This is a genomic window from Pedobacter quisquiliarum (assembly GCF_014642175.1).
In the GTDB taxonomy this organism is placed as follows: Bacteria; Bacteroidota; Bacteroidia; order Sphingobacteriales; family Sphingobacteriaceae; genus Pedobacter; species Pedobacter quisquiliarum.
The window spans coordinates 1-19,139 of record NZ_BMIL01000010.1 but is presented as its reverse complement, the minus strand read 5'-3'; the positions used below and the strand labels follow the sequence as shown (position 1 = coordinate 19,139).

Annotated in this window: 12 protein-coding genes and 1 pseudogene; 2 read left to right on the top strand and 11 right to left on the bottom strand. The window is 40.4% G+C overall.

What is annotated here, in order from left to right:
* Positions 1 to 15 precede the first annotated feature (15 nt).
* From IEW69_RS14115 to IEW69_RS17105, 7 genes and pseudogenes are all read right to left on the bottom strand, one after another.
* On the bottom strand, positions 16 to 444 hold the full coding sequence (locus IEW69_RS14115) for a type IV pilin protein (protein ID WP_188627523.1): 429 nt from the start codon (positions 442 to 444) through the stop codon (positions 16 to 18).
* A 362-nt stretch (positions 445 to 806) separates the two neighbouring features.
* A pseudogene (locus IEW69_RS17120) lies at positions 807 to 1,151 on the bottom strand (transposase); the annotation flags it as partial.
* Positions 1,152 to 1,282: 131 nt separating this feature from the next.
* Entirely contained in the window at positions 1,283 to 1,534 is a 252-nt protein-coding gene (locus IEW69_RS14105) for a hypothetical protein (protein WP_188627521.1), read from the bottom strand.
* Positions 1,535 to 1,539: 5 nt separating this feature from the next.
* Complete coding sequence (locus IEW69_RS14100) at positions 1,540 to 2,142, bottom strand: Imm26 family immunity protein (RefSeq protein ID WP_188627520.1); 603 nt, start codon at positions 2,140 to 2,142, stop codon at positions 1,540 to 1,542.
* 5 nt (positions 2,143 to 2,147) lie between these two features.
* Positions 2,148 to 3,116: an RHS repeat domain-containing protein gene (locus IEW69_RS14095; protein ID WP_188627519.1), complete on the bottom strand. Its 969-nt coding sequence runs from the start codon at positions 3,114 to 3,116 to the stop codon at positions 2,148 to 2,150.
* An 81-nt stretch (positions 3,117 to 3,197) separates the two neighbouring features.
* Positions 3,198 to 4,964 carry an RHS repeat domain-containing protein gene (locus IEW69_RS14090; RefSeq protein WP_188627518.1) on the bottom strand — a complete coding sequence of 589 codons (1,767 nt, stop codon included), beginning with the start codon at positions 4,962 to 4,964 and terminating at the stop codon, positions 3,198 to 3,200.
* On the bottom strand, positions 4,906 to 5,094 hold the full coding sequence (locus IEW69_RS17105; RefSeq protein WP_188627517.1) for a transposase family protein: 189 nt from the start codon (positions 5,092 to 5,094) through the stop codon (positions 4,906 to 4,908). The genes IEW69_RS14090 and IEW69_RS17105 overlap by 59 nt, the downstream gene beginning before the upstream one ends.
* A gap of 1,044 nt (positions 5,095 to 6,138) precedes the next feature.
* On the opposite strand from IEW69_RS17105, the gene IEW69_RS14080 reads away from it, so the two are divergent.
* Positions 6,139 to 6,537 carry a hypothetical protein gene (locus tag IEW69_RS14080; RefSeq protein WP_188627516.1) on the top strand — a complete coding sequence of 133 codons (399 nt, stop codon included), beginning with the start codon at positions 6,139 to 6,141 and terminating at the stop codon, positions 6,535 to 6,537.
* A gap of 209 nt (positions 6,538 to 6,746) precedes the next feature.
* On the opposite strand, the gene IEW69_RS14075 is transcribed toward IEW69_RS14080, so the two are convergent.
* Together IEW69_RS14075 and IEW69_RS14070 are read right to left on the bottom strand one after the other, a co-directional pair.
* Positions 6,747 to 10,064 (bottom strand): DUF6443 domain-containing protein, encoded by a 3,318-nt coding sequence (locus IEW69_RS14075; protein ID WP_188627515.1) that lies wholly within the window; start codon positions 10,062 to 10,064, stop codon positions 6,747 to 6,749.
* The gene (locus IEW69_RS14070; protein WP_188627514.1) at positions 10,015 to 13,308 is read right to left on the bottom strand and encodes an RHS repeat domain-containing protein; all 3,294 of its coding nucleotides are present in this window, start codon (positions 13,306 to 13,308) and stop codon (positions 10,015 to 10,017) included. The genes IEW69_RS14075 and IEW69_RS14070 overlap by 50 nt, the downstream gene beginning before the upstream one ends.
* A gap of 357 nt (positions 13,309 to 13,665) precedes the next feature.
* Here IEW69_RS14070 and IEW69_RS17100 point away from each other — a divergent pair, with 357 nt between their 5' ends.
* Positions 13,666 to 13,794, top strand: coding sequence for a recombinase family protein (locus IEW69_RS17100; protein WP_188627513.1), 129 nt, complete (start codon positions 13,666 to 13,668; stop codon positions 13,792 to 13,794).
* Between the two features lie 226 nt (positions 13,795 to 14,020).
* On the opposite strand, the gene IEW69_RS14060 is transcribed toward IEW69_RS17100, so the two are convergent.
* Entirely contained in the window at positions 14,021 to 15,508 is a 1,488-nt protein-coding gene (locus IEW69_RS14060; protein ID WP_188627512.1) for a RagB/SusD family nutrient uptake outer membrane protein, read from the bottom strand.
* A gap of 12 nt (positions 15,509 to 15,520) precedes the next feature.
* On the bottom strand, positions 15,521 to 18,682 hold the full coding sequence (locus IEW69_RS14055; RefSeq protein ID WP_188627511.1) for a SusC/RagA family TonB-linked outer membrane protein: 3,162 nt from the start codon (positions 18,680 to 18,682) through the stop codon (positions 15,521 to 15,523).
* Positions 18,683 to 19,139 lie beyond the last annotated feature (457 nt).

Genomic DNA, 19,139 nt, shown 5'->3' with positions numbered 1-19,139 from the left:
CGTTAACATCGAAGATCAATCTTGAGTGACCTCTTTTAAATTCTTCTCTTGATCAATCTCCCACACATTAAAAGTTCCATCACCATCAAAGTCCACAACTGCGGTTGCTCGGGCAAGAAAATTAGTCGAAGTAGCTGTTATCACTTCCACCCGGTAATTTGCTTTTCCGTCCGCGCCATCTGTAGTTAGCTTCTCTTGGGAAAAGCCAATCTCAGGAAGGTTGTTGGAGTATTTTGAATGCTCATAATAATAGCCCTTCTCTAACTGATGGACATGTTCGAGCTGCATTTTAGCTTCGGTAGATTTAGCTTTGGTTATTAGCGGCATTAAATTCGGTAATGCAAGCAGCACCAAGATGCCAATAATTACTAATACAACAAGAATTTCAGTAAGCGTGTAGGCGGGAATCTTTTTAGATCTGAGAGATAATTTAATAGCGAGCATTATAGGGAGATTGATATACGAAATTATACATATTTTTACATATACCAAAATTTAAATGCACAATAATATTCTCACTTTTCCCCAAAGTGGACTTCTTTATACCACATTTTAATAAAGCCTTTATCATAGAAGAGGCGCGAACCAAATTGCGACGGGCCAAACTAGTGGCATATCGGCTTACTCAACCACTATAAAGTTCCAGAATCGAGATCGGCAAATCTGAGGGGTACTATATATCCTTCCGGAGGAAATTATGTTATTACCTGCCACAGATAATGTTTCGTATGTGCTAGTCGAAGGTCCTCAACGACTCCTATGACAAAGAAATGGTCAAGAGTAAAAACATAAGTAGGCGGTAGCAAAAGGATCATGACTTCCAGTGCTTCTGTAATGACCAGTCGTGGCGCTTAGGTGCAACTTTGGGGTCAAAAATGCCAAGGCGATCACGACCGGTTTCCAGCTCAAACTATCCGTAACTTAAGCTGCGAACCGTCTTCTTACTTTTGCCGTTCTTACGGTTAGGCTGACCAGCTGGTTTACTTTCAGCAATGTGGCGCTCCAGCTCGCCGGTCCATCATTGATTCCAGAAAGTGTTTTATCATTGACGCCAGTACTCCGTCCGTACCCGTCATTTTCTTGCCGGCATATAAGCCCGCTATATCTTTCTTTTTGAAGTTTTCGAAATCAAAATCTTCTTGTGTTGCCATGTTTATGTCGATAGTTTAAAGTTAAACTATTGACATGATTTGGGAAAAACCCTCTGCGGAATCCCTCCCGTTAGCTGTCCTCGGATTTGCACAAGATTTAACAACCAATGCTCAAAATACTAGTACTTAAACTAAGGAATATCAGTGTAAATTAGCTCACTTCCTTCAAGCAATCCCAGTGATTCAAGAATTGCTTTTATTTCTTTCTCAATCCTCTTCGATGGTTTAACATAGACATTCACTTCCATATACTTTTCTCCTATGCATTCATCCCACACTTCTCCAATCTCCCTTTCTTCTAATGTATCAACCAATGTATGCCGAAGGTTAAGATTTATACCTGATGCTTCATTTAAGAGTATTCTTACAGTTAGGTTTTTCACTGATTTTAGCTTTCTATTGCTTTTCCTCGCATAATTTCAGGCTGCTTATAATAGGCTGGTATTGTAGTCACTTGTTTATAATATTCCTTTTCGAAATACTCATCCAATTTGAAGTAATCTTCAACTCTTTTTCCTTCATCCAGAAGCAAGGCCATTGCTATTTTAGTTCCCACTAATGCTGATCCGGTAGCACCAATAGTTTCTAAATGTTTCACATTTTCAAATTCTGATTTTATCTTTTTAGATATGTCAGCATTAAATACACAAAACCATTCTATAGGATCTTCATCAGGCTCTCCTCTCTTATAATGAGGTATAACAATATCTTCTTCTTGGAGCGGCGTATTACCTACAAGCTTCCAGGTGCCACTATTAATTGACGGCAATATTCCTGCAATTAATAGTGGACACAAGATTAATTCTTTAGCAATAAACTTTTTTAGAGGCTGTGGGAGAGCTGATCTATAATTATACACTCTAATCAAAATGGGATAGCGAGCATCAGGGTTTATCTCCAATAAATTAATACATTTTGCATATGCAAATCCTAGATCATTAGGCAAAACGATCTGATAAATATCACCGCTTTTAACTTTTACTCTCGCCATTTTTCTTACTTACTCAAAAATTTAGTTGCCTCTCGGTAATAATGCAGTATTTGAGGGTTCTTCGTAGCTATACTATTTATTGAGTTTTCAAGGTTCTTTATACCTCCAGCTTTATCAATCATTAGTTGCTCAATACCCCTGGCAGCACCCTTTGTCGGAATTCCTACGTGAACCTCCGCTATATCTGTAAATCTATCACCATGCTGCGCCGCCCGCCGAACAAAGTCTTTCGTCATACCCCAATACACAGATCCATTTTGAGTAACCGCTCTATATACAGTATATAATGCAGGCGCGGCACTTTTTGATCCATTTAAAGCTACTCTAACTCCATTAATCATAGAAGTTGCCTTGCCCAAGCCAAACCCACCAAAGACTGGTGCATCGCCATAATCCAAATAGCCTAAGATGTCACCCTCTAATAAACTGCTGACCCGCTTTTGTGCAGCTTTATCGTATATATGATTCCAGTCCCAAGGACTACCCCCCTTTTTAGCAACGGAAGCATTTTTTCCTCCCAGCCCAGGCCCCTGTTCATCTTCTTCCTCTTCCCCTTGTTCATCTTGATCAGAAGAAGAATTAGACGCTTTTATTTGTCCAAATAAAGCTTTAGCATCCTCACCAGTAAGCCGGACACCTCCGTGAATATCATCAACTGCCCTACCATCAGGGTCTATAAACCTTATTGGGTTATTTACTCCATAGTTATACGGCGACCTTAGTCTTTCAAGTTCGGCTAGCGGATCAACGCTTGTCCACCTGGCAATCACCGGGTCATAGAATCTTGCTCCGTAATCAAACGTTTCCGATTCTCCCTGAAGCTCTTTACCATTATAAAGATATTTATTTGTTCCAGGAGTTACAACAACTCTTTTTCCAAAAGCAAAGTATTCATCTTTTTGGATCACTTCAAGCGCGTTCGATACTGGATTCTTAAAGAATGATACTCTTACGTTTCCTAGATGGTCTTTCAAGTTAAATTCATAACTGTAGGTACTGGTGTTTCTTCTTGCAATACCTTCCTCGGTCTGAATGAACTCGATACTATTACCATTTTACTGAATTCCATCTACATAATACGTGGTAACGGTTGCACCACCAATTACACTTGTTTTCTTCAGCTTGGTGCCGTCCATTGCGTATAGGTAGCTTACCGTAGTCCCTGCCCGAGTCACCGCTTTTGGAAGGTTTAAGGCATTGTATGTTAAAGAGTCAAGATTTCTTCCATTCTTCGTCATGTTGCCATTAGCATCATAGTAGTATTGGTAAGGCCGGGTTTCAAAGCCCGTAATCCTGTTTAGTCGGTTTCCAGAATAGGTGTAAGTACCCGTTGTACCGTTCCTGTTCATGGTGAGAATATTACCCATACTGTCATAGGTTACAGTTTCGCTGATGTTTGTTGAACCAGGATTGCTACTTCCTTTCGTCAACCGATCTAAGCCATCGTAAGTGTAAGTGTATACATTAGGTGTAATGGTGTTGCTATACCCCCACTTTTGATAAGAGATGTTACCATTGAAATTTCTGTTTCCTCCTGCACTATCTCCATACATCAGCATTTCAGTAAATTCCTTCGATCGCATCTCCCTGAGCCAGCCTCTTTGACCATGAATGTAAGTCGTTTTTTGCAAGCCATTATATAGCTGCTTTTCTTTTACACCACTACCGACCTCATTATACAAATTTTCAGCCAGTACAACCTCTGCTTCAGTATTGATCTTTTTCCTGGTTCTTATTTGTCTGCTCCATGCATCATAGTCATAGGCAGTAGCAATGGTAAGGTTTGAAGCGCTAGTTTTGCGGTGAACTCTGGTGCTTGTTTCAAGTTCTCCTGCAAACTTATAAGTGTTTGTCGTTTCATCATAATTGCCGACGTCAACAGCAGAAGACGCGTAATGCTGTTTGAAGTTCTTGATCAATCGACCATAGTCATCATAATAGTTTATGCTTGCCAGGTATTGCGCTGTTCCATCAACAAAAGTCAATGTGGCAGTAAGCAAACCCTTGGGCTTTCGATTTACAGGCAAAACATAAGCAGGCGGTAGCGGCATGTCGTAGTCATCATACTTAAATATCTGATGGAAGAAGTATGGTGTTTGTGGAAAGGTATTTAAGGTGTAGCCACTCCCTGCCCAGGTTTCCCATAATACACCTGTTTGGTTGTTTACCGTAGCCTGCAAACTCTCCCGCGTTGCAACGGTTCCATGGCGGTAAATACCTGTTGCAGCAACTCTTCCAAGGGGGTCATATTTAGTAAAGGACCAATGCCTCTGCGGACGCTGATTTCCATCCTGGGTTAAAACAACCTGATCGAGTTTGTTGTAGATAATATACTCCCATTCTTTGCCAGGAAGACGTTTTTCTGTTAACCTATTTCGATCATCATATTTATATACATAACAGTACCTTTTTACCAGATCATCATTTTCATTTAAAGTAATGATCGATGTAGCCCCAGGAAATGGGGGAACAACACATCGTAGATTTCCCAAGTCATCGTAAACATAAAAAGTACTTAAGAACACTGTATTGGTTTGCCAAATCTTCTTCAAGATTACTCTACCCTCAAAGTCCTTGTACTCCTCTATGGTATTCATCTTTCCTGATGTCCAGTTTTCATTTTTGGTAATGGTCTTAAACAGCTTACCTCCAGGATAAAAATCAGTAGCGATTGCCCCCGTTGCAGTTAGCCGGATATATGGTACATCAAGTGTGTCATTAACCAAATACTCCGAAACTACAGTTCGACCAGTTAACTCTGTTCTACTGGATGCACCGTTCTGAGAATATTTGCTTTTCGCAACGAGGATTTTTACACGCAAAGCGACGTGTTTTAAGAATAATGAGAACAGCATTTGCTGCGACCGGCAGATCCGCAAGGGTTCTCAAATAGAAAGAGCGTACACTGCGGCTGCTTTTCCGACAGCTAGGACAATGAGAACTTTTCTCCACTCTCCTTGCAAATAACCGGATTGTTGTACCACTAATTTCCCACCTATATATTTTAGTTTTCTGGTTCGCATAGAATGAAGATATAAAATTTGACTTAGACGTAATGCTTGAATTCACTGTTAAAGTATCTGATTATCAATGCTTTAAGATACTTAAAAAACAAAGATAAACAAGGATTCCGAGAAGTTATTGTACTGATTATGAGCGACTTATCATCATGGTTAACAGAGGGAAATTGCATCAAAATTGGCGAAGAACCACTCCTGATTGCCATTTTATGTGCACTGTTATTTACCGACTACAAATTGCAAGTATTTAACCATTATTTTATTTCTTTCCAATCTTTTTGGAACATTTTAGATTGCGTTGGATAATTCAACACTCATAAAAAGGCTTATACGAAGAGCGAGGTGCAAATTGAAAGGTGTGTTATATCTAACAAAATTTGTAATTTTTCTACTTCTAATAAGGTTATTTTCTTTGTCATAATACTAACGCTTTAAGACACAAAGACGGCAGATATCAGTCCTGGAACTTGTTGGATCAATATTCGAAAAGAATTTGAGATATTACAAAGCTAGCTAACGAAATGGGCGATATTCACTTAAATGTACTGGGAAGGTACGCACGGGAAGGCTTTTGCGTTCTGTTAATCGCTAACATCTCTGAGGTTTTAGATATTTCGCTCGATTACATTGTAGGTTAAACAAATATAGAGTAGACCATGCCATCCTAGATAAAATAATTACTATTTCAAAGCCGCTTGAATAAGATAAAATCGTACCATGTATTCACTTGATGGTTTTAGAGACAAGGCTTGACATATAATTATATATTTGATTGGATTAAATATTTTCGTTTATGAATCATAAAAGCCTTACACTTATACATCCTTTAATATTAGGAAAAATTAAGCCTTATCAGAACTTATGTCTTATAATTTCATGTGTAATCCTATTAATAGCTTTTACTCTATCCTGGTTTGATAATAAAATAATATCGAATATAGTGGGTCATTTAATAGCTTTAAGTTGTTTGCTAATAATGGCATTCATCCTTTTGAGCCTACCTTTCTTTTTCTTCAAGAGGCTTGAAATAGCTACAATAACAAATGGGGTTTTGTCCATTAGCATAGATGGTAAACCGGCAGAATTCAAAACACAAGATTTGATACTTCTACTTAACACTGGTAGCAAGGCCGTTAGAGGCAACGAGCCTTTAACTCCTGAATTAGTTAATGAATTATCAACTTGGGGTAATTATATAGTAATTACCTCTGAGTGCTCTATGAAGAATATTTATATACAATTTATACCTGATGAAGATTTGTTTAAAGTACTTCCACAATTAAAAATTGAAACTTCTAAAAGCAGATCAATCTTAATGAATGATACGACTGACCTGCTTAAAAAATTCATGTGGATGCTGTGGGGTGCTTCGTGATTAGAAAATTAATTGGGAAATTAATAAAACTGTATATATAATTAGCAGCTTCAAACATGCTTTTGAGGCTTTTGTGCCATATTTATTTACCCATTCAGCATATCGCTCTTTCATTTCATCTTTAACAGTAAATCTGCCCTTACTGTACCAGTAGAATATTATTATTAAACAGTAAAAAAGGACAACTAATAACATTCTAAATAAATCCATTATTTTTTAAAATTAGTATAAGCATCTTTATAAGGTCGGATTACCTGCCAAGCACCCTGCCCAGCAGAAAGAATATTAGTAAAGCCACTATTTGCTAGCTTAATGAGGTTTTGTCTTGATAAGCCAAAATCACCTCCTAATTGAAATAATTGTTGAGCCTTTTGATTGGAAGTTACAGCCATACTTGCTAAACCTAAAGCGTTATGAGGAGCATTCTTAGCACTTTGATTGCCAGACCATATTCCATAAATATTTACTGCGGCTGTTGCAACCCTTGTTGATCCATCAGCTATTAAATATGCTCCCGCAACTTGAGATACACCCGTAGGTGCTGCCACTAACGCCGAACCGCCTGCAATTTCGGTAACACCTGCGTAACCATTTGCTAAAGCACCGCCGGTAGCTATCAAATTATCTTTATTAGCTACCACCCAATCCCAGGCATTATCTAACACTCCTCCCTTGTTGGCAGCGTTAGATCCCTTATTATTGGTTGTCTTTACCTTTGGTCCTGGTCCAATCTCCTCCTCTTCCTGCGATTCTTCGTCTTCTGGAGCTTTATAAGCGTTAGTTAAATCACTATCGCTAATGAGATTATTTTTCATCCATGCTTCAGTTGAATACCTACCATCAGGGTCTATAAACCTTATTGGATTATTTATGGCATAGTTATAAGGCGAATGTCTTCGCATTTTTTCCGCTAGCGGATCAATGCTTGTCCACCTGGCAATCACCGGGTCATAGTATCGTGCACCGTAATCGTATGTCTCAGATTCGTCCTGAATTTCCTTACCATTATAAAGGTATTTATTTGGCCCAGGAATTACAACAACTCTTTTTCCAAATGAAAAGTATTCATCTTTTTGAAGTATTTCAAGCGCATTTGTTACTGGATTTTTGAAGAATGATACTCTTACGTTTCCTAAATGATCTTTCAAGTTGAATTCATAGCTGTAGCTACTGGTGTTTCTTCTTGCAATACCTTCCTCGGTCTGGATGAATTCAATATTATTGCCATTATATTGGATCCCATCTACATAATGCGTGGTAACAGTTGCACCACCAATTGTACTGGTTTTCTTTAGTTTTGTCCCATCCATGGCATACAGGTAGTTTACCGTAGTCCCTGCCCGTGTCACCGATTTTGGAAGATTTAAGGCATTGTAAGTCAAAGAGTCCAGATTTCTTCCATTCTTGGTCATGTTACCCTCAGCATCATAATAATATTGGTAAGGGCGGGTTTCAAAGCCAGTGATCCTAGTGAGCTGGTTTCCAGAATAGTTGTAAGTACCCGTGGTACCGTTTCTGTTCATGGTGAGAATATTACCCATGCTGTCATAGGTTACCGTTTCGCTGATGTTTGTTGATCCAGGATTGCTACTTCCTTTAGTCAACCGATCTAAGCCATCATAGGTGTAAGTATATATATTAGGCGTAATGGTGTTGCTATACCCCCACTTTTGATAAGAGATATTACCATTGAAATTTCTGTTTCCTCCAGCACTATCTCCATACATCAGCATTTCAGTAAATTCCTTGGACCGCATTTCCCTGAGCCAGCCTCTCTGACCATGAATGTAAGTCGTTTTTTGCAAGCCATTATATAGCTGCTTTTCTTTTACACCACTACCGACCTCATTATACAGATTTTCAGCCAGTACAACCTCTGCTTCAGTATTGATCTTTTTCCTGGTTCTTATTTGTCTGCTCCATGCATCATAGTCATAGGCAGTAGCAATGGTAAGGTTTGAAGCGCTAGTTTTGCGGTGAACTCTGGTGCTTGTTTCAAGTTCTCCTGCAAACTTATAAGTGTTTGTCGTTTCATCATAATTGCCGACGTCAACAACAGAAGACGCGTAATGCTGTTTGAAGTTCTTGATCAATCGACCATAGTCATCATAATAGTTTATGCTTGCCAGGTATTGCGCTGTTCCATCAACAAAAGTCAATGTGGCAGTAAGCAAACCCTTGGGCTTTCGATTTACAGGCAAAACATAAGCAGGCGGTAGCGGCATGTCGTAGTCATCATACTTAAATATCTGATGGAAGAAGTATGGTGTTTGTGGAAAAATATTTAAGGTGTAGCCACTCCCTGCCCAGGTTTCCCATAATACACCTGTTTGGTTGTTTACCGTAGCCTGCAAACTCTCCCGCGTTGCAACGGTTCCATGCCGGTAAATACCTGTTGCAGCAACTCTTCCAAGGGGGTCATATTTAGTAAAGGACCAATGCCTCTGCGGACGCTGATTTCCATCCTGGGTTAAAACAACCTGATCGAGTTTGTTGTAGATAATATACTCCCATTCTTTGCCAGGAAGACGTTTTTCTGTTAACCTATTTCGATCATCATATTTATATACATAACAGTACTTTTTTACCAGATCATCATTTTCATTTAAAGTAATGATCGATGTAGCCCCAGGAAATGGGGGCACAACACATCGTAGATTTCCCAAGTCATCGTAAACATAAAAAGTACTTAAGAACACTGTATTGGTTTGCCAAATCTTCTTCAAGATTACTCTACCCTCAAAGTCTTTGTACTCCTCAGTAGTATTTATCTTGCCTGATGTCCAGTTTTCATTTTTGGTAATGGTCTTGAAGAGCTTACCTCCGGGATAAAAATCAGTAGCGATTGCCCCCGTTGCAGTTAGCCGGATATATGGTACATCGAGTGTGTCGTTCACCAAATACTCCGAAACTACAGTTCGACCTGTTAGCTCTGTTCTGCTGGAACTAGGCTGCCAGTCTAGCCCTGGAAAACCTTGTTCTAACACCCTGTTCAGTGGTGAGGCTTCGATTACACTTCTACTAAAAGGAGCATTGGTCCATTGGATGGAAGCAGGCGCTGTGCCTTCCCTGTAGAAATCACGCTGGTTGGTAATCGCTGCAGTGCGAAAACTCCCATTAGCGGTACCGGGATCAGCATAAGGTTCATACTTGATGGCCTCTCTCCCAAAAGCATCATAAGCAACAGGTACTATGATGTCCCTGCCAAGGGGACTTGCTTTAACCTGTATGGTTTGAGACGGCCTTCCTAATCCATCAAAATACTGAATGGTCTGATTAAGTTCACAATTGGTAAGTGAACCGATTTGAGACACGCCGGTAACATTAGCCTTTTTAATCACATTTGAGATGATGTAATTCTGACTGCCAGTCGGGGCCGAGCCGACCGGACTACAAGGACTTTGTTGGGCTACACTTTTTGCAGACACTGCAAAAAGGCATAAAAAGCAAAGATGTTTTAACCTTTTCATAATTGTATTATTGTCCTTGTTGATTGTATTTAAAGTTTTTAATAATATTACCGCCAAAATCTCTGATGTTCATAAGACGCTGAAATTCGTCATACTCATAGCCTGTTGTAATGCCTTTCTCATCTGTCTGGCTGACAATTCCTTTTAGGGTATCGTATCTGAAATCTGTCATCAATACATCTTTAGTGTTCGTGACATAAGTTCTCAGCGGAGCTAAAAATGTAGTAATGGCACTTTCTGTAATTGTCTTATTATTTCTAAATGCTTCGATAGCGGTTGCGCCACCCAGTAGATTCTCCAGGGTTACATAGTCTATGTTGCTCACTTTGGCTACCAGGTAATCTCCGCCATAGCCCCATATATAGCAGACCTTTGTCCCCCGCTCCTGCTGAACCGAGAGTGGCGTGCCATGCAAATCATATTTCAGGTATCTAATCCGGGGATCTTTACCTGTATTTGATTTAAACACTGTACTGATAAGCTCTGCTTCATATACGTCTGCACTCCAGTTCTTATAATCTGTATACCTGGAGAAGTCAAGTGTCTGGTTAGTATAGAGCTGTTCGAGGATAACTGGCTTAATGATATTTTTATCATACATCGCTTTATATACCGGAGTAGAAAGAAAATCTTTAGGGTAGCTAAGGACAGTTTTTTTCTCCTCCTTTTTAGAGTTAATCAGAACTGTCTGCTTTGGCAGATAAGTTTCCGGATCATAGGTGTACTTCGTTACAACTTCAGCCTGCTTACCACCAGCAAACTCGGTGGTCTTACTTTGCGTAAGTTCTGCCCGTCCTTCAACAGGAGTAAAACTGGACGAAAGAAAATAATAAGGAGTGTTTGCAGGGTGAACATGGGTCGAAGTATGTGATTTAGGGCAAAGAAAACGTACTGGAGCAAGACTGATTGATCTAAAGTTTTCTACACGACTTTGGGAACTCGCATACGTATTATTTATCATATTGTAGAGATTCTCAGTTTTCTTGAGTAGACTTCCAGCTGCGTTATAGGTTTCCTCTTTGAGCAGCAGACCATAGCTATGGCGACTAAGACTCGTTGGAATGGTTGGGAAAACATTGTGTACAACGGGCGGCGAATCGGAGAAATTGGTAAAATACCTTACAATCTTCCCCACATTATTGTTGCCTTGACCAATTCTTTCAACAACCCGTTTGTACGTTACTGGACTACCATTAGCGTAAGCAAGATCATAAACACTAGAAGCATACCGAAGAATATAATTGTCAGGTGCATTTCTAAAATATCCCGGTGGTTCAGGAATAGTCTCATTATGTTTATAATCGTAAAAAGCCATTTGGGAATAAATTGGCCTAAAGCCTAAGGCTCCTGATGATGTTGTCCCATCTTCCATCACGTACTCATATTCTTTTACTGTTGCAGGTGTAGCTGATCCAGGTAAATAATCACTTATCCTCTTTGCTCGAAGGCCGCCAACGAAGGGCTGTACATGCACCAGATTGTGCTGAACAGGTGTGCCCGATCGTACTTCGCGCCATTCTATACTAACATTTTTATAGAAGTCTGTAGTATTGATTGTATAAATTCGGATTGAATAGTTTGCTCCTTTAACAAGGCCTAAAAGAGAAAATGTCTTTTCAACTGTTGTAGTTGTTCCACTTGAGAAATCAGCTTGTTGGGTCGTAACAAGTATTCCGGACGCGTTATATATCTCAAATTTAAGAGCACAGTCAAAATTACATCCACCAGGTGCAAATTGTATTTTAAAACTAGTAAAAGTGCCATTCTCCCCCTGGAAGGTGAAGGATTCGGTTCCCGCTGGATTGTTTGCGCTAGATACTGGCGCACTAATGTAGCGATCCTCGTAAGGAGGGCCAGGAACACTTACAATTACATTCTGTTCCAGCCAATTATCTTTAGCAGTATTGGCCTCTAGATCAAAAACTGTATACCCTCCGGTTGGATAAGTTATTTTAGTTATTGAACCTGCCTTTATACGGCTAGGGTCTGTATCACGATTCCCTCCAGAAAACTCCCTATAAGGTGGGAACTGTCCACCTGGCGCAGGGAAAAATTCATGAGGAATTAGTGGTCCAGTATTGCCGTTGGGGTATCCCCAATGATCCTGAGATGAAGTAAGTCTTTGGGGAAGAGGGGAATCGGTATAGTATTCAAATATATAAGGCTTTAAAGGAATCTCCTGCGTGCCACCTACTTCTCTAACCGACAACAAGGTGGCCCGACCACCCAGGGAATAATTTTGGTTCAGTAAAAAGCCCCTACTGGTTGGGCCCTTACTTATTGTAATCTTTTTCAACAGATAGTCATTGGAATTACCAACATCCTGACGCCTTATATTATCATATGTAAAATTTACTGTGTTTTGGTCTGGAAATATAATTGACTTAATCCTTTTAGTACGTACAAAGGGCTGGCTTCCTCCAACTGCATAGTGACTGTCTTTATTGCCATCTAGCGTCACTGGTATAGCCTGCGTCGAAGACATTGAAGTTCCAACATGCATATCAGTGTCGTCGTACTGTAAAACAATATGGTCTTTACCCGAAGGGTTGACGATTTCAGTTAAGTGCCAAGCTGATGTATAATTACCGGAAAAAGAACTTGGATTCTCCAGCGTAGTCTCATATGCAGAAAATATATATTTATATCCAAGCTCATCGATTATGGTAAATTTGGTAAATAGTGTAAGTCCTCCAATAACTTGTTTTTCTTTAACAAGTTTGAGTTTCGCATTATCTAGAAAGAGTGAGTCATTGTTTTTCCCAAGAACAAACCTGCCACTGCGACCATTAAAACTATAAGTGAATATATCATTTTGAGTATCAATATATCCTGCATTCATTCTGTAAAATAATCGGTCAGAGTTAGCATAATCTACAGGGACATTACCGTCGTACGCGTCTATTGGCAATTTTCGATCTAAAAAGCCATCTGTAGGAAATTCATCCGGAATGCCACGTTTGGTCCTTGAAATCACACCTCCGGCATTTAGTGCCCAACCCAATCCTATGGTAGAGGCCATCTCATCAACTTTGATTCCGCCTGCGTGGTAATCGAGAGAAACTTTAAAGTTTATCCCAAAGTTCTGACCTTTCCATTCGTAAATTGGAACGCCAACTGAAGGGATGCCAGTAGATAAGCCTACGGGGATATTACCAAACTTGCTGATTGCAGCAACATTGGGTGAAGGGGGAACAACATTTTCCATACTCGGCATAAGTGCTGTCGATGTTTGTGCAATGCTGCTATAGCTCAAAGTAGCCGTAGCAAGTAAAGTTCCAATAAATGTCTTGAGGTTCATATTCGCGCTAAGTAGATAGGCTTGTTAAATTACAATCGAACCAAAAGTAGAATGCTTCAGTGCAACCACCTTGCACTGTAAGAAAAACTTCAAAAATTATTTTATTCAATAACGCAACGTTGAGAGATTATCTAACAAGGACAACCACGATGATTCTATTAGTTGAGGTCGAAGTCTCACAAAACGATTCATTTTTAAGACAATTCTTTGAAATGGGTCATCTTTACAGATGTAAATAGATTATAGTCTCATTAATGGGTCTCAATAATCTATGTATCATTAATCGAGATTATAACGTTTTTTATGAAAATTGGGTAGGCCACTTTCAGTACATTGAACCAGACCTTAAACATATAATTGGACACACTGAAGCAATTCGGATGTGAACAGATATTTGAGGAAAAAATCTCTGGAGCTTCTAAAGAGAGACCTCAACTAATGAAGCTATTTAGCATACTACCGAAAGGGGATAGCGTGATAGTTTGAAAACTTAGCAGGCTGTGAAGATCCTTAAGCGATCCTATCGACTTGATCAGTGAGATAATGGATCTGGGTGTAACATTCGTAAGCAAGCATATATGAACTTTATCTACCATTGAACAACAGCTGAACAAGGAAATAAAGGTCCTGAATCATTCATCTAATTCGTCCTAACATGCAAAAAGGGGCGAAAACATGAATTTCCGCCCCTCGCATTCCATATCCAAGAAGATTACTCTCCTACCAATGGATTGGTATTTCTTTCGTTAACTGGTATCGGGAAGGTGTACCTAGGATCAGATACAGCAATCGTTTGACCTGCGGCACCAATAGCAGGCAATGCCCTATTTAACCTCGCCAGATCATTATATCTCTGGCCCTCACCAAGTAGCTCAATACGACGTTCTTTTAAGATCGTCTCCGTTAATGCAGCGCCAGTAAGCGTTCCAAAATCATAAGTCGCATCAGAACGTTTACGAACAGCATCAAGAAGTGCTCTTGCACGAACAGCGTTACCACCAGGTGCAGCTTCCGCTTCAGCAACATTCAGTAAAACTTCAGCATACCTGATCATAGGTACGAAATCCGTCCAGGGTGATGGTGTATTGTACTTCTTCAGCACTGGTTGTGCTATCAAACCAGAACCTGTAAATAATGCGGTAAAGGCTACTTTACGTGCATCAGTTGCAGGCCATAACGGATCTGCATATATTCCAGGCGCATTTTTATTCAGCGGATAAATCAAGTTCGCACCAGAGAAGCTGTTATAATAATAAGCCAATTGATTTTGAGTTCCTGGAGCATTTGTTGCCGCCATCGGGAAGGAGAAAATCGATTCCGACACGGTGTAAGGCGGAACATATAAAGAGGCAACATTACTCGCTAAAGCATGGCCGGCACCGGCTGTAGTTGAAAATGGTGCTGCCTGAGGAACAATCTTATTGCCTTCTTCGATCACCTTTGCATGGTTTGCCATTGCTAAATAAACACGTGTTTTTAAAGCAATTGCAGTGTTTTTATGCGCTCTTGTCGTTTTAGCCAGGGCGGTGGTGTACGTAGCTGGTAGTTGCGCCTCAGCTTCATCAAGATCTTTGATAATTTGGGCGTATACCTCTGCAACTGTACTTGATGCCAGGGCATTATTTGCAAGTGATGTTTCAGGAAGTAACCTAAGTGGCAGTCCCCTTGATGCGCCTGCGTTCAATACGTAAGGTTTAGCAAATATTTGAACAAGCTGGAAGTAGACAAGGGCTCTGATAAACTTGGCTTCCCCTAATGCAGGATCGATAACGGTTGGTGCTAGCCCGGCAAGATTTATCGTTAAGCCATCAATCGCTAAGTTAGCGCGGTTGATTGTAGAATACCCAACAGACCAAAAGCTCGAGATATAGGAGTTCGTTGCATCATTCGTAGCCTGATATACGTCAGCACCAGTTACATTGTTCGGATCTCTTAAGATGTACTCTTCTGCGCGAATGTCATTATAGATGTGATAACGACCTCCAAAAAGAGATCCACTCTTTGCCGATGAATATAACCCGGTAATTACTTTATCAACACGCTGAGGTGTCGTATAAGCCTCTTCCTGTGGTAACTCCAGCTCTGGCGCTTCAACCAAAAATTCCTTTTTACAAGAAGAAGCTAGCGCCGTAAGCATAATTGCAACGGCAGCAACTCTTACCGCCGGAAATCTATATGTGATTTTATGAAAAATTTTCATGTTGTATTTTAATTATAAGCTTAAACTAATTCCAAATGTGAACACTCTGCCCTGAGGAATACTATTTCTTTCTATACCACTGGCTAAATTCGAATCTCCGTTTGAAGAAATCTCAGGGTCAACACCTGAATATCCGGTGATCAGGAAAGCGTTGTTTACTTGCCCATACACCCTCAAGCCAGAGATACCTGAAGTACCAAATACCGTTTTTGGTAATCTATACCCTAAAGTAGCGGTTTGTAGTCTTAGAAAATCTCCTTTTTCTATGTTTTCTGAAATCAGGAAGGAAGATCCATTAGATACGTTATCCGTGTATACTGGGAAAGGTAGCGTACCTGATGTATTTGTTGGTGACCAGGCATTTGTCACGACCTCCTGAAGGTTATTCCAAAAACGCTGATCCAGAAGACCTGCACGAGATCCGTTATAGATGTAATTTCCACCTGAGAAGGTAAAGTTTAAAGCAAGATCAAAGCTTTTGTAAGTCATGGTGTTATTAAATCCACCATACCAGGTTGGTAAAGTGTTACCTAAGATTTGTTGCTGGCTTGCAGGCGATGGTGCTGCTGATCCATCGTTTACGTAAGTGTAACCATTGCCAGCACTTTGGTGCAGGTATTGGATTTCACGGCCATTTCTGTCAACAAATATACGCTGGCCATTAACCGGGTTTATTCCATTAGTTTTTACACCATAGATCTGAGCTGCAGAGTAACCTGCTTTAGTAATGCTGGTTTGCTCTAAACCGGCAGTGCTGGTTAGAATCTGCTCCACCTGTGGATCTAGTGCAGTTACCATATTTTTGATTCTGGTGAAATTCAAAGTCGTTGTCCATTTGAACTCTGTGTCACGGAAAATGCCTGCATTCAAGGCGAATTCAAAGCCTCTGTTGTACATGCTACCAACGTTGGAACGGATCGTGCCACCAGGGATACCTTTTGAAGGTGCTTGAGGAACGGCAAGAATAAGTCCGTCAATATTCTTGTTAAAGTAATCTACTTCCAGTGAGAAACGATTTGATAAGAAACCGATGTTAATACCTACGTCTGTTTGCTTGCTGGTTTCCCATCCAAGATCCACGTTTCCAGCTCTGTTGAAAACGAAGCCTGTACCACTTTCGCCGTATAATGTCGGATCATACGTGGTGTAATAATTGTAAGCGCCAACTGCAGCATTACCAACTACACCATAGCTACCTCTGATGCGCAAATTACTGATGATGGTGCTTAGCGATGAATTAGCAAAAAAGCCTTCTTTTGTCACTTCCCATCCTAATGAACCGCCACCAAAATTACCCCATCTTTTTGCCTCAGAAAAACCGGAGTTACCATCTCTTCTGAAGTTACCACTGATGAAGTATTTATTGTCGTAGTTATAGTTAGCAATTGCTAAATAAGATGCTAAAGCAGTTGCAGATAATCCATTTCCTGCAGCAGTGTTGTTGATAAACTGACCTTGAAACTGGGTGTAGAAAGGATCAGATAAGTTTGTACGGTTTGCACCCCAGTCATCTACCTTGGTGCTTTGGGCTTCGTTACCTGCAATCAGGGACACACTATGAACGCCACCAAATACTTTATTATAGTTTAGCGTATTGATAAAGTTGCGGTTGTTTCTGCGATTGTTGTTGTTATAGGCACTTCCAGTTGTGCTGAATCCGTCACCCGACAGCGGATTCCAGAACCTGTAGTTTTCTGTGTTTCCACGGTCCCATGAGAACGAAGATTTCAAAAACAAACCATCAGCTAGTTTAAGTTCCGCGCCTAAATTCGCTATGAATCGAGTGGTTTCTGATGTATTTCTATCCTTATCAATTAGAACAGCCGGATTCGACCAGGTAGAGGAAACTAAGTTTGACCCATTTCCAATTGTACCACCCGTAGCATTTAAGCTATAAGAACCATCATCATTAAATGGTCTTAAATTAGGCGCTAAAGCAAAAGCCAATCTACCTAATCCTGAACTGGCAAACGCACCGCCATCAGTAGAACCACTGTTTGGACTCTGATTAAAAGAATTGGTGTAAGCCATGTTCATCGTTAGCTTTAAATAACTGGTAGCCTGGTGCGAGACATTTGCGCGGCCGCTATACCTTTTAAAGTTGTTTCCCTTCAAAAATCCTTGCTGATCTGACAGACCACCAGAAAGAAAGTAGGTGGTCTTATCAGTTGCACTGCTCAAACTCACATTGTGGTTCTGTGTGAAGGCCTGACGATAAACCACATCGTTCCAGTCTGTATCTACAATAGACCCATCGCCTCGCACATTTGGAAGAAAGCTATTGCCTTCCGCATCGGACGGTACTTGCGCAGTTGGGTTAACCTGTTTTAAATTTCTAACTGCTTGATTTTTGTATGCAACGTATTCACTTGCATTCATTACTTCAGGTAGCCTTACTGCATTGCTTACACCTGCCCAGCCATCATAATTAAGACGAGTTTCCCCTCTTTTACCTTTTTTAGTGTTGATGATTAATACACCAGCTGCACCTCTGGAGCCATATATAGCGGTAGAGGCAGCGTCTTTTAAGATGTCGATACTTTCAATATCCTCCGGGTTAATGTCTCCAAGTGGGTTGTTCGCCGCTGAATTCGCAGAAGAGTTAGATGTCGAAATTGGAATACCATCTACAACAACCAAAGGAAAGGAAGAAAGGGATAATGAACTTAGCCCCCTAACACGAATTACAGGAGGGTTATTTAGCAAACCATTTGGTTGAACAATACTCACACCTGTAGCCTGACCAACTAAACCCTGACCAAAGCTTTGTACGGGTTTGTTCGCGATTTGCTCTGCTGTAACCGTTGATGAAGCGCCTGTAAAGCTCTTACGTTGAATGTTACCGTAGCCTGTTACCACAACTTCATTTAAGTCGTTAGCGTCGGAAACCAGTGCTACGTTCACAACGTTTGAACTTCCAAGGGCTTTTGTTTGCAGGACGTAGCCAATGTAGGAGAACTCTAACGTTGTTGTTGAGCTCGGTACGGAAACTGAATACCGGCCTTCTGCCGATGTTAGGGTCCCGGTTTTGGACCCTGGAATTTTCACTGTAGCGCCCGGGAGCGGCGTACCATCCTGGCTGGACGTAACTGTACCAGTGACTGTCCGATTTTGCGCGACTGCCGTTTGGGCAATGCAAAGCAAAATAAACAAACTTTGTAATAGTTTTTTCATAATGGAAATGAGTTGGTTAAGAGTTTTTAAGTTGAGCTGAATATAGAAATATTCAGAGAAATAATTTACCAAAATGTAGAATAGATTGTTTTAACCTCTAAAAAATTTCTCAAAAAAGGATTCTGACACCAAAGATTGTTAGGCAAATTTAACCAAGCGATTAAAAAGGAAAATCCAAAAACGCCCGCTCCAAACAGAATATCGACACGGTTCAAGACCAGTTAACAGACACACCAAACGCACAGCAATCGCACAGGTTGTGTGCGCTTGGTGTGCGTTTCGTCTGGGGTTGCTGTGCGTTTGGTCTGCGTTTGACTCGAGGCCTTTCCTTACACGACTGGAATGTTACCGCCATCGATGCGGTAGTTCGCACCAGGAAAGTAAGCGTAAAAAAAAAGGTACTGTTTTAAATTCCAAACATTTAAGACAAAAAAGTATTTTTGTATTTCAAAGAAGT

Excerpts from the sequence above, each read along its gene's own strand:
- IEW69_RS14115 (WP_188627523.1), bottom strand. The coding sequence starts at position 444 with ATGCTCGCTATTAAATTATCTCTCAGATCTAAAAAGATTCCCGCCTAC.
- IEW69_RS14100 (WP_188627520.1), bottom strand. The coding sequence starts at position 2,142 with ATGGCGAGAGTAAAAGTTAAAAGCGGTGATATTTATCAGATCGTTTTG.
- IEW69_RS14080 (WP_188627516.1), top strand. The coding sequence starts at position 6,139 with ATGGCATTCATCCTTTTGAGCCTACCTTTCTTTTTCTTCAAGAGGCTT.
- IEW69_RS14070 (WP_188627514.1), bottom strand. The coding sequence starts at position 13,308 with ATGAACCTCAAGACATTTATTGGAACTTTACTTGCTACGGCTACTTTG.
- IEW69_RS14060 (WP_188627512.1), bottom strand. The coding sequence starts at position 15,508 with ATGAAAATTTTTCATAAAATCACATATAGATTTCCGGCGGTAAGAGTT.
- IEW69_RS14055 (WP_188627511.1), bottom strand. The coding sequence starts at position 18,682 with ATGAAAAAACTATTACAAAGTTTGTTTATTTTGCTTTGCATTGCCCAA.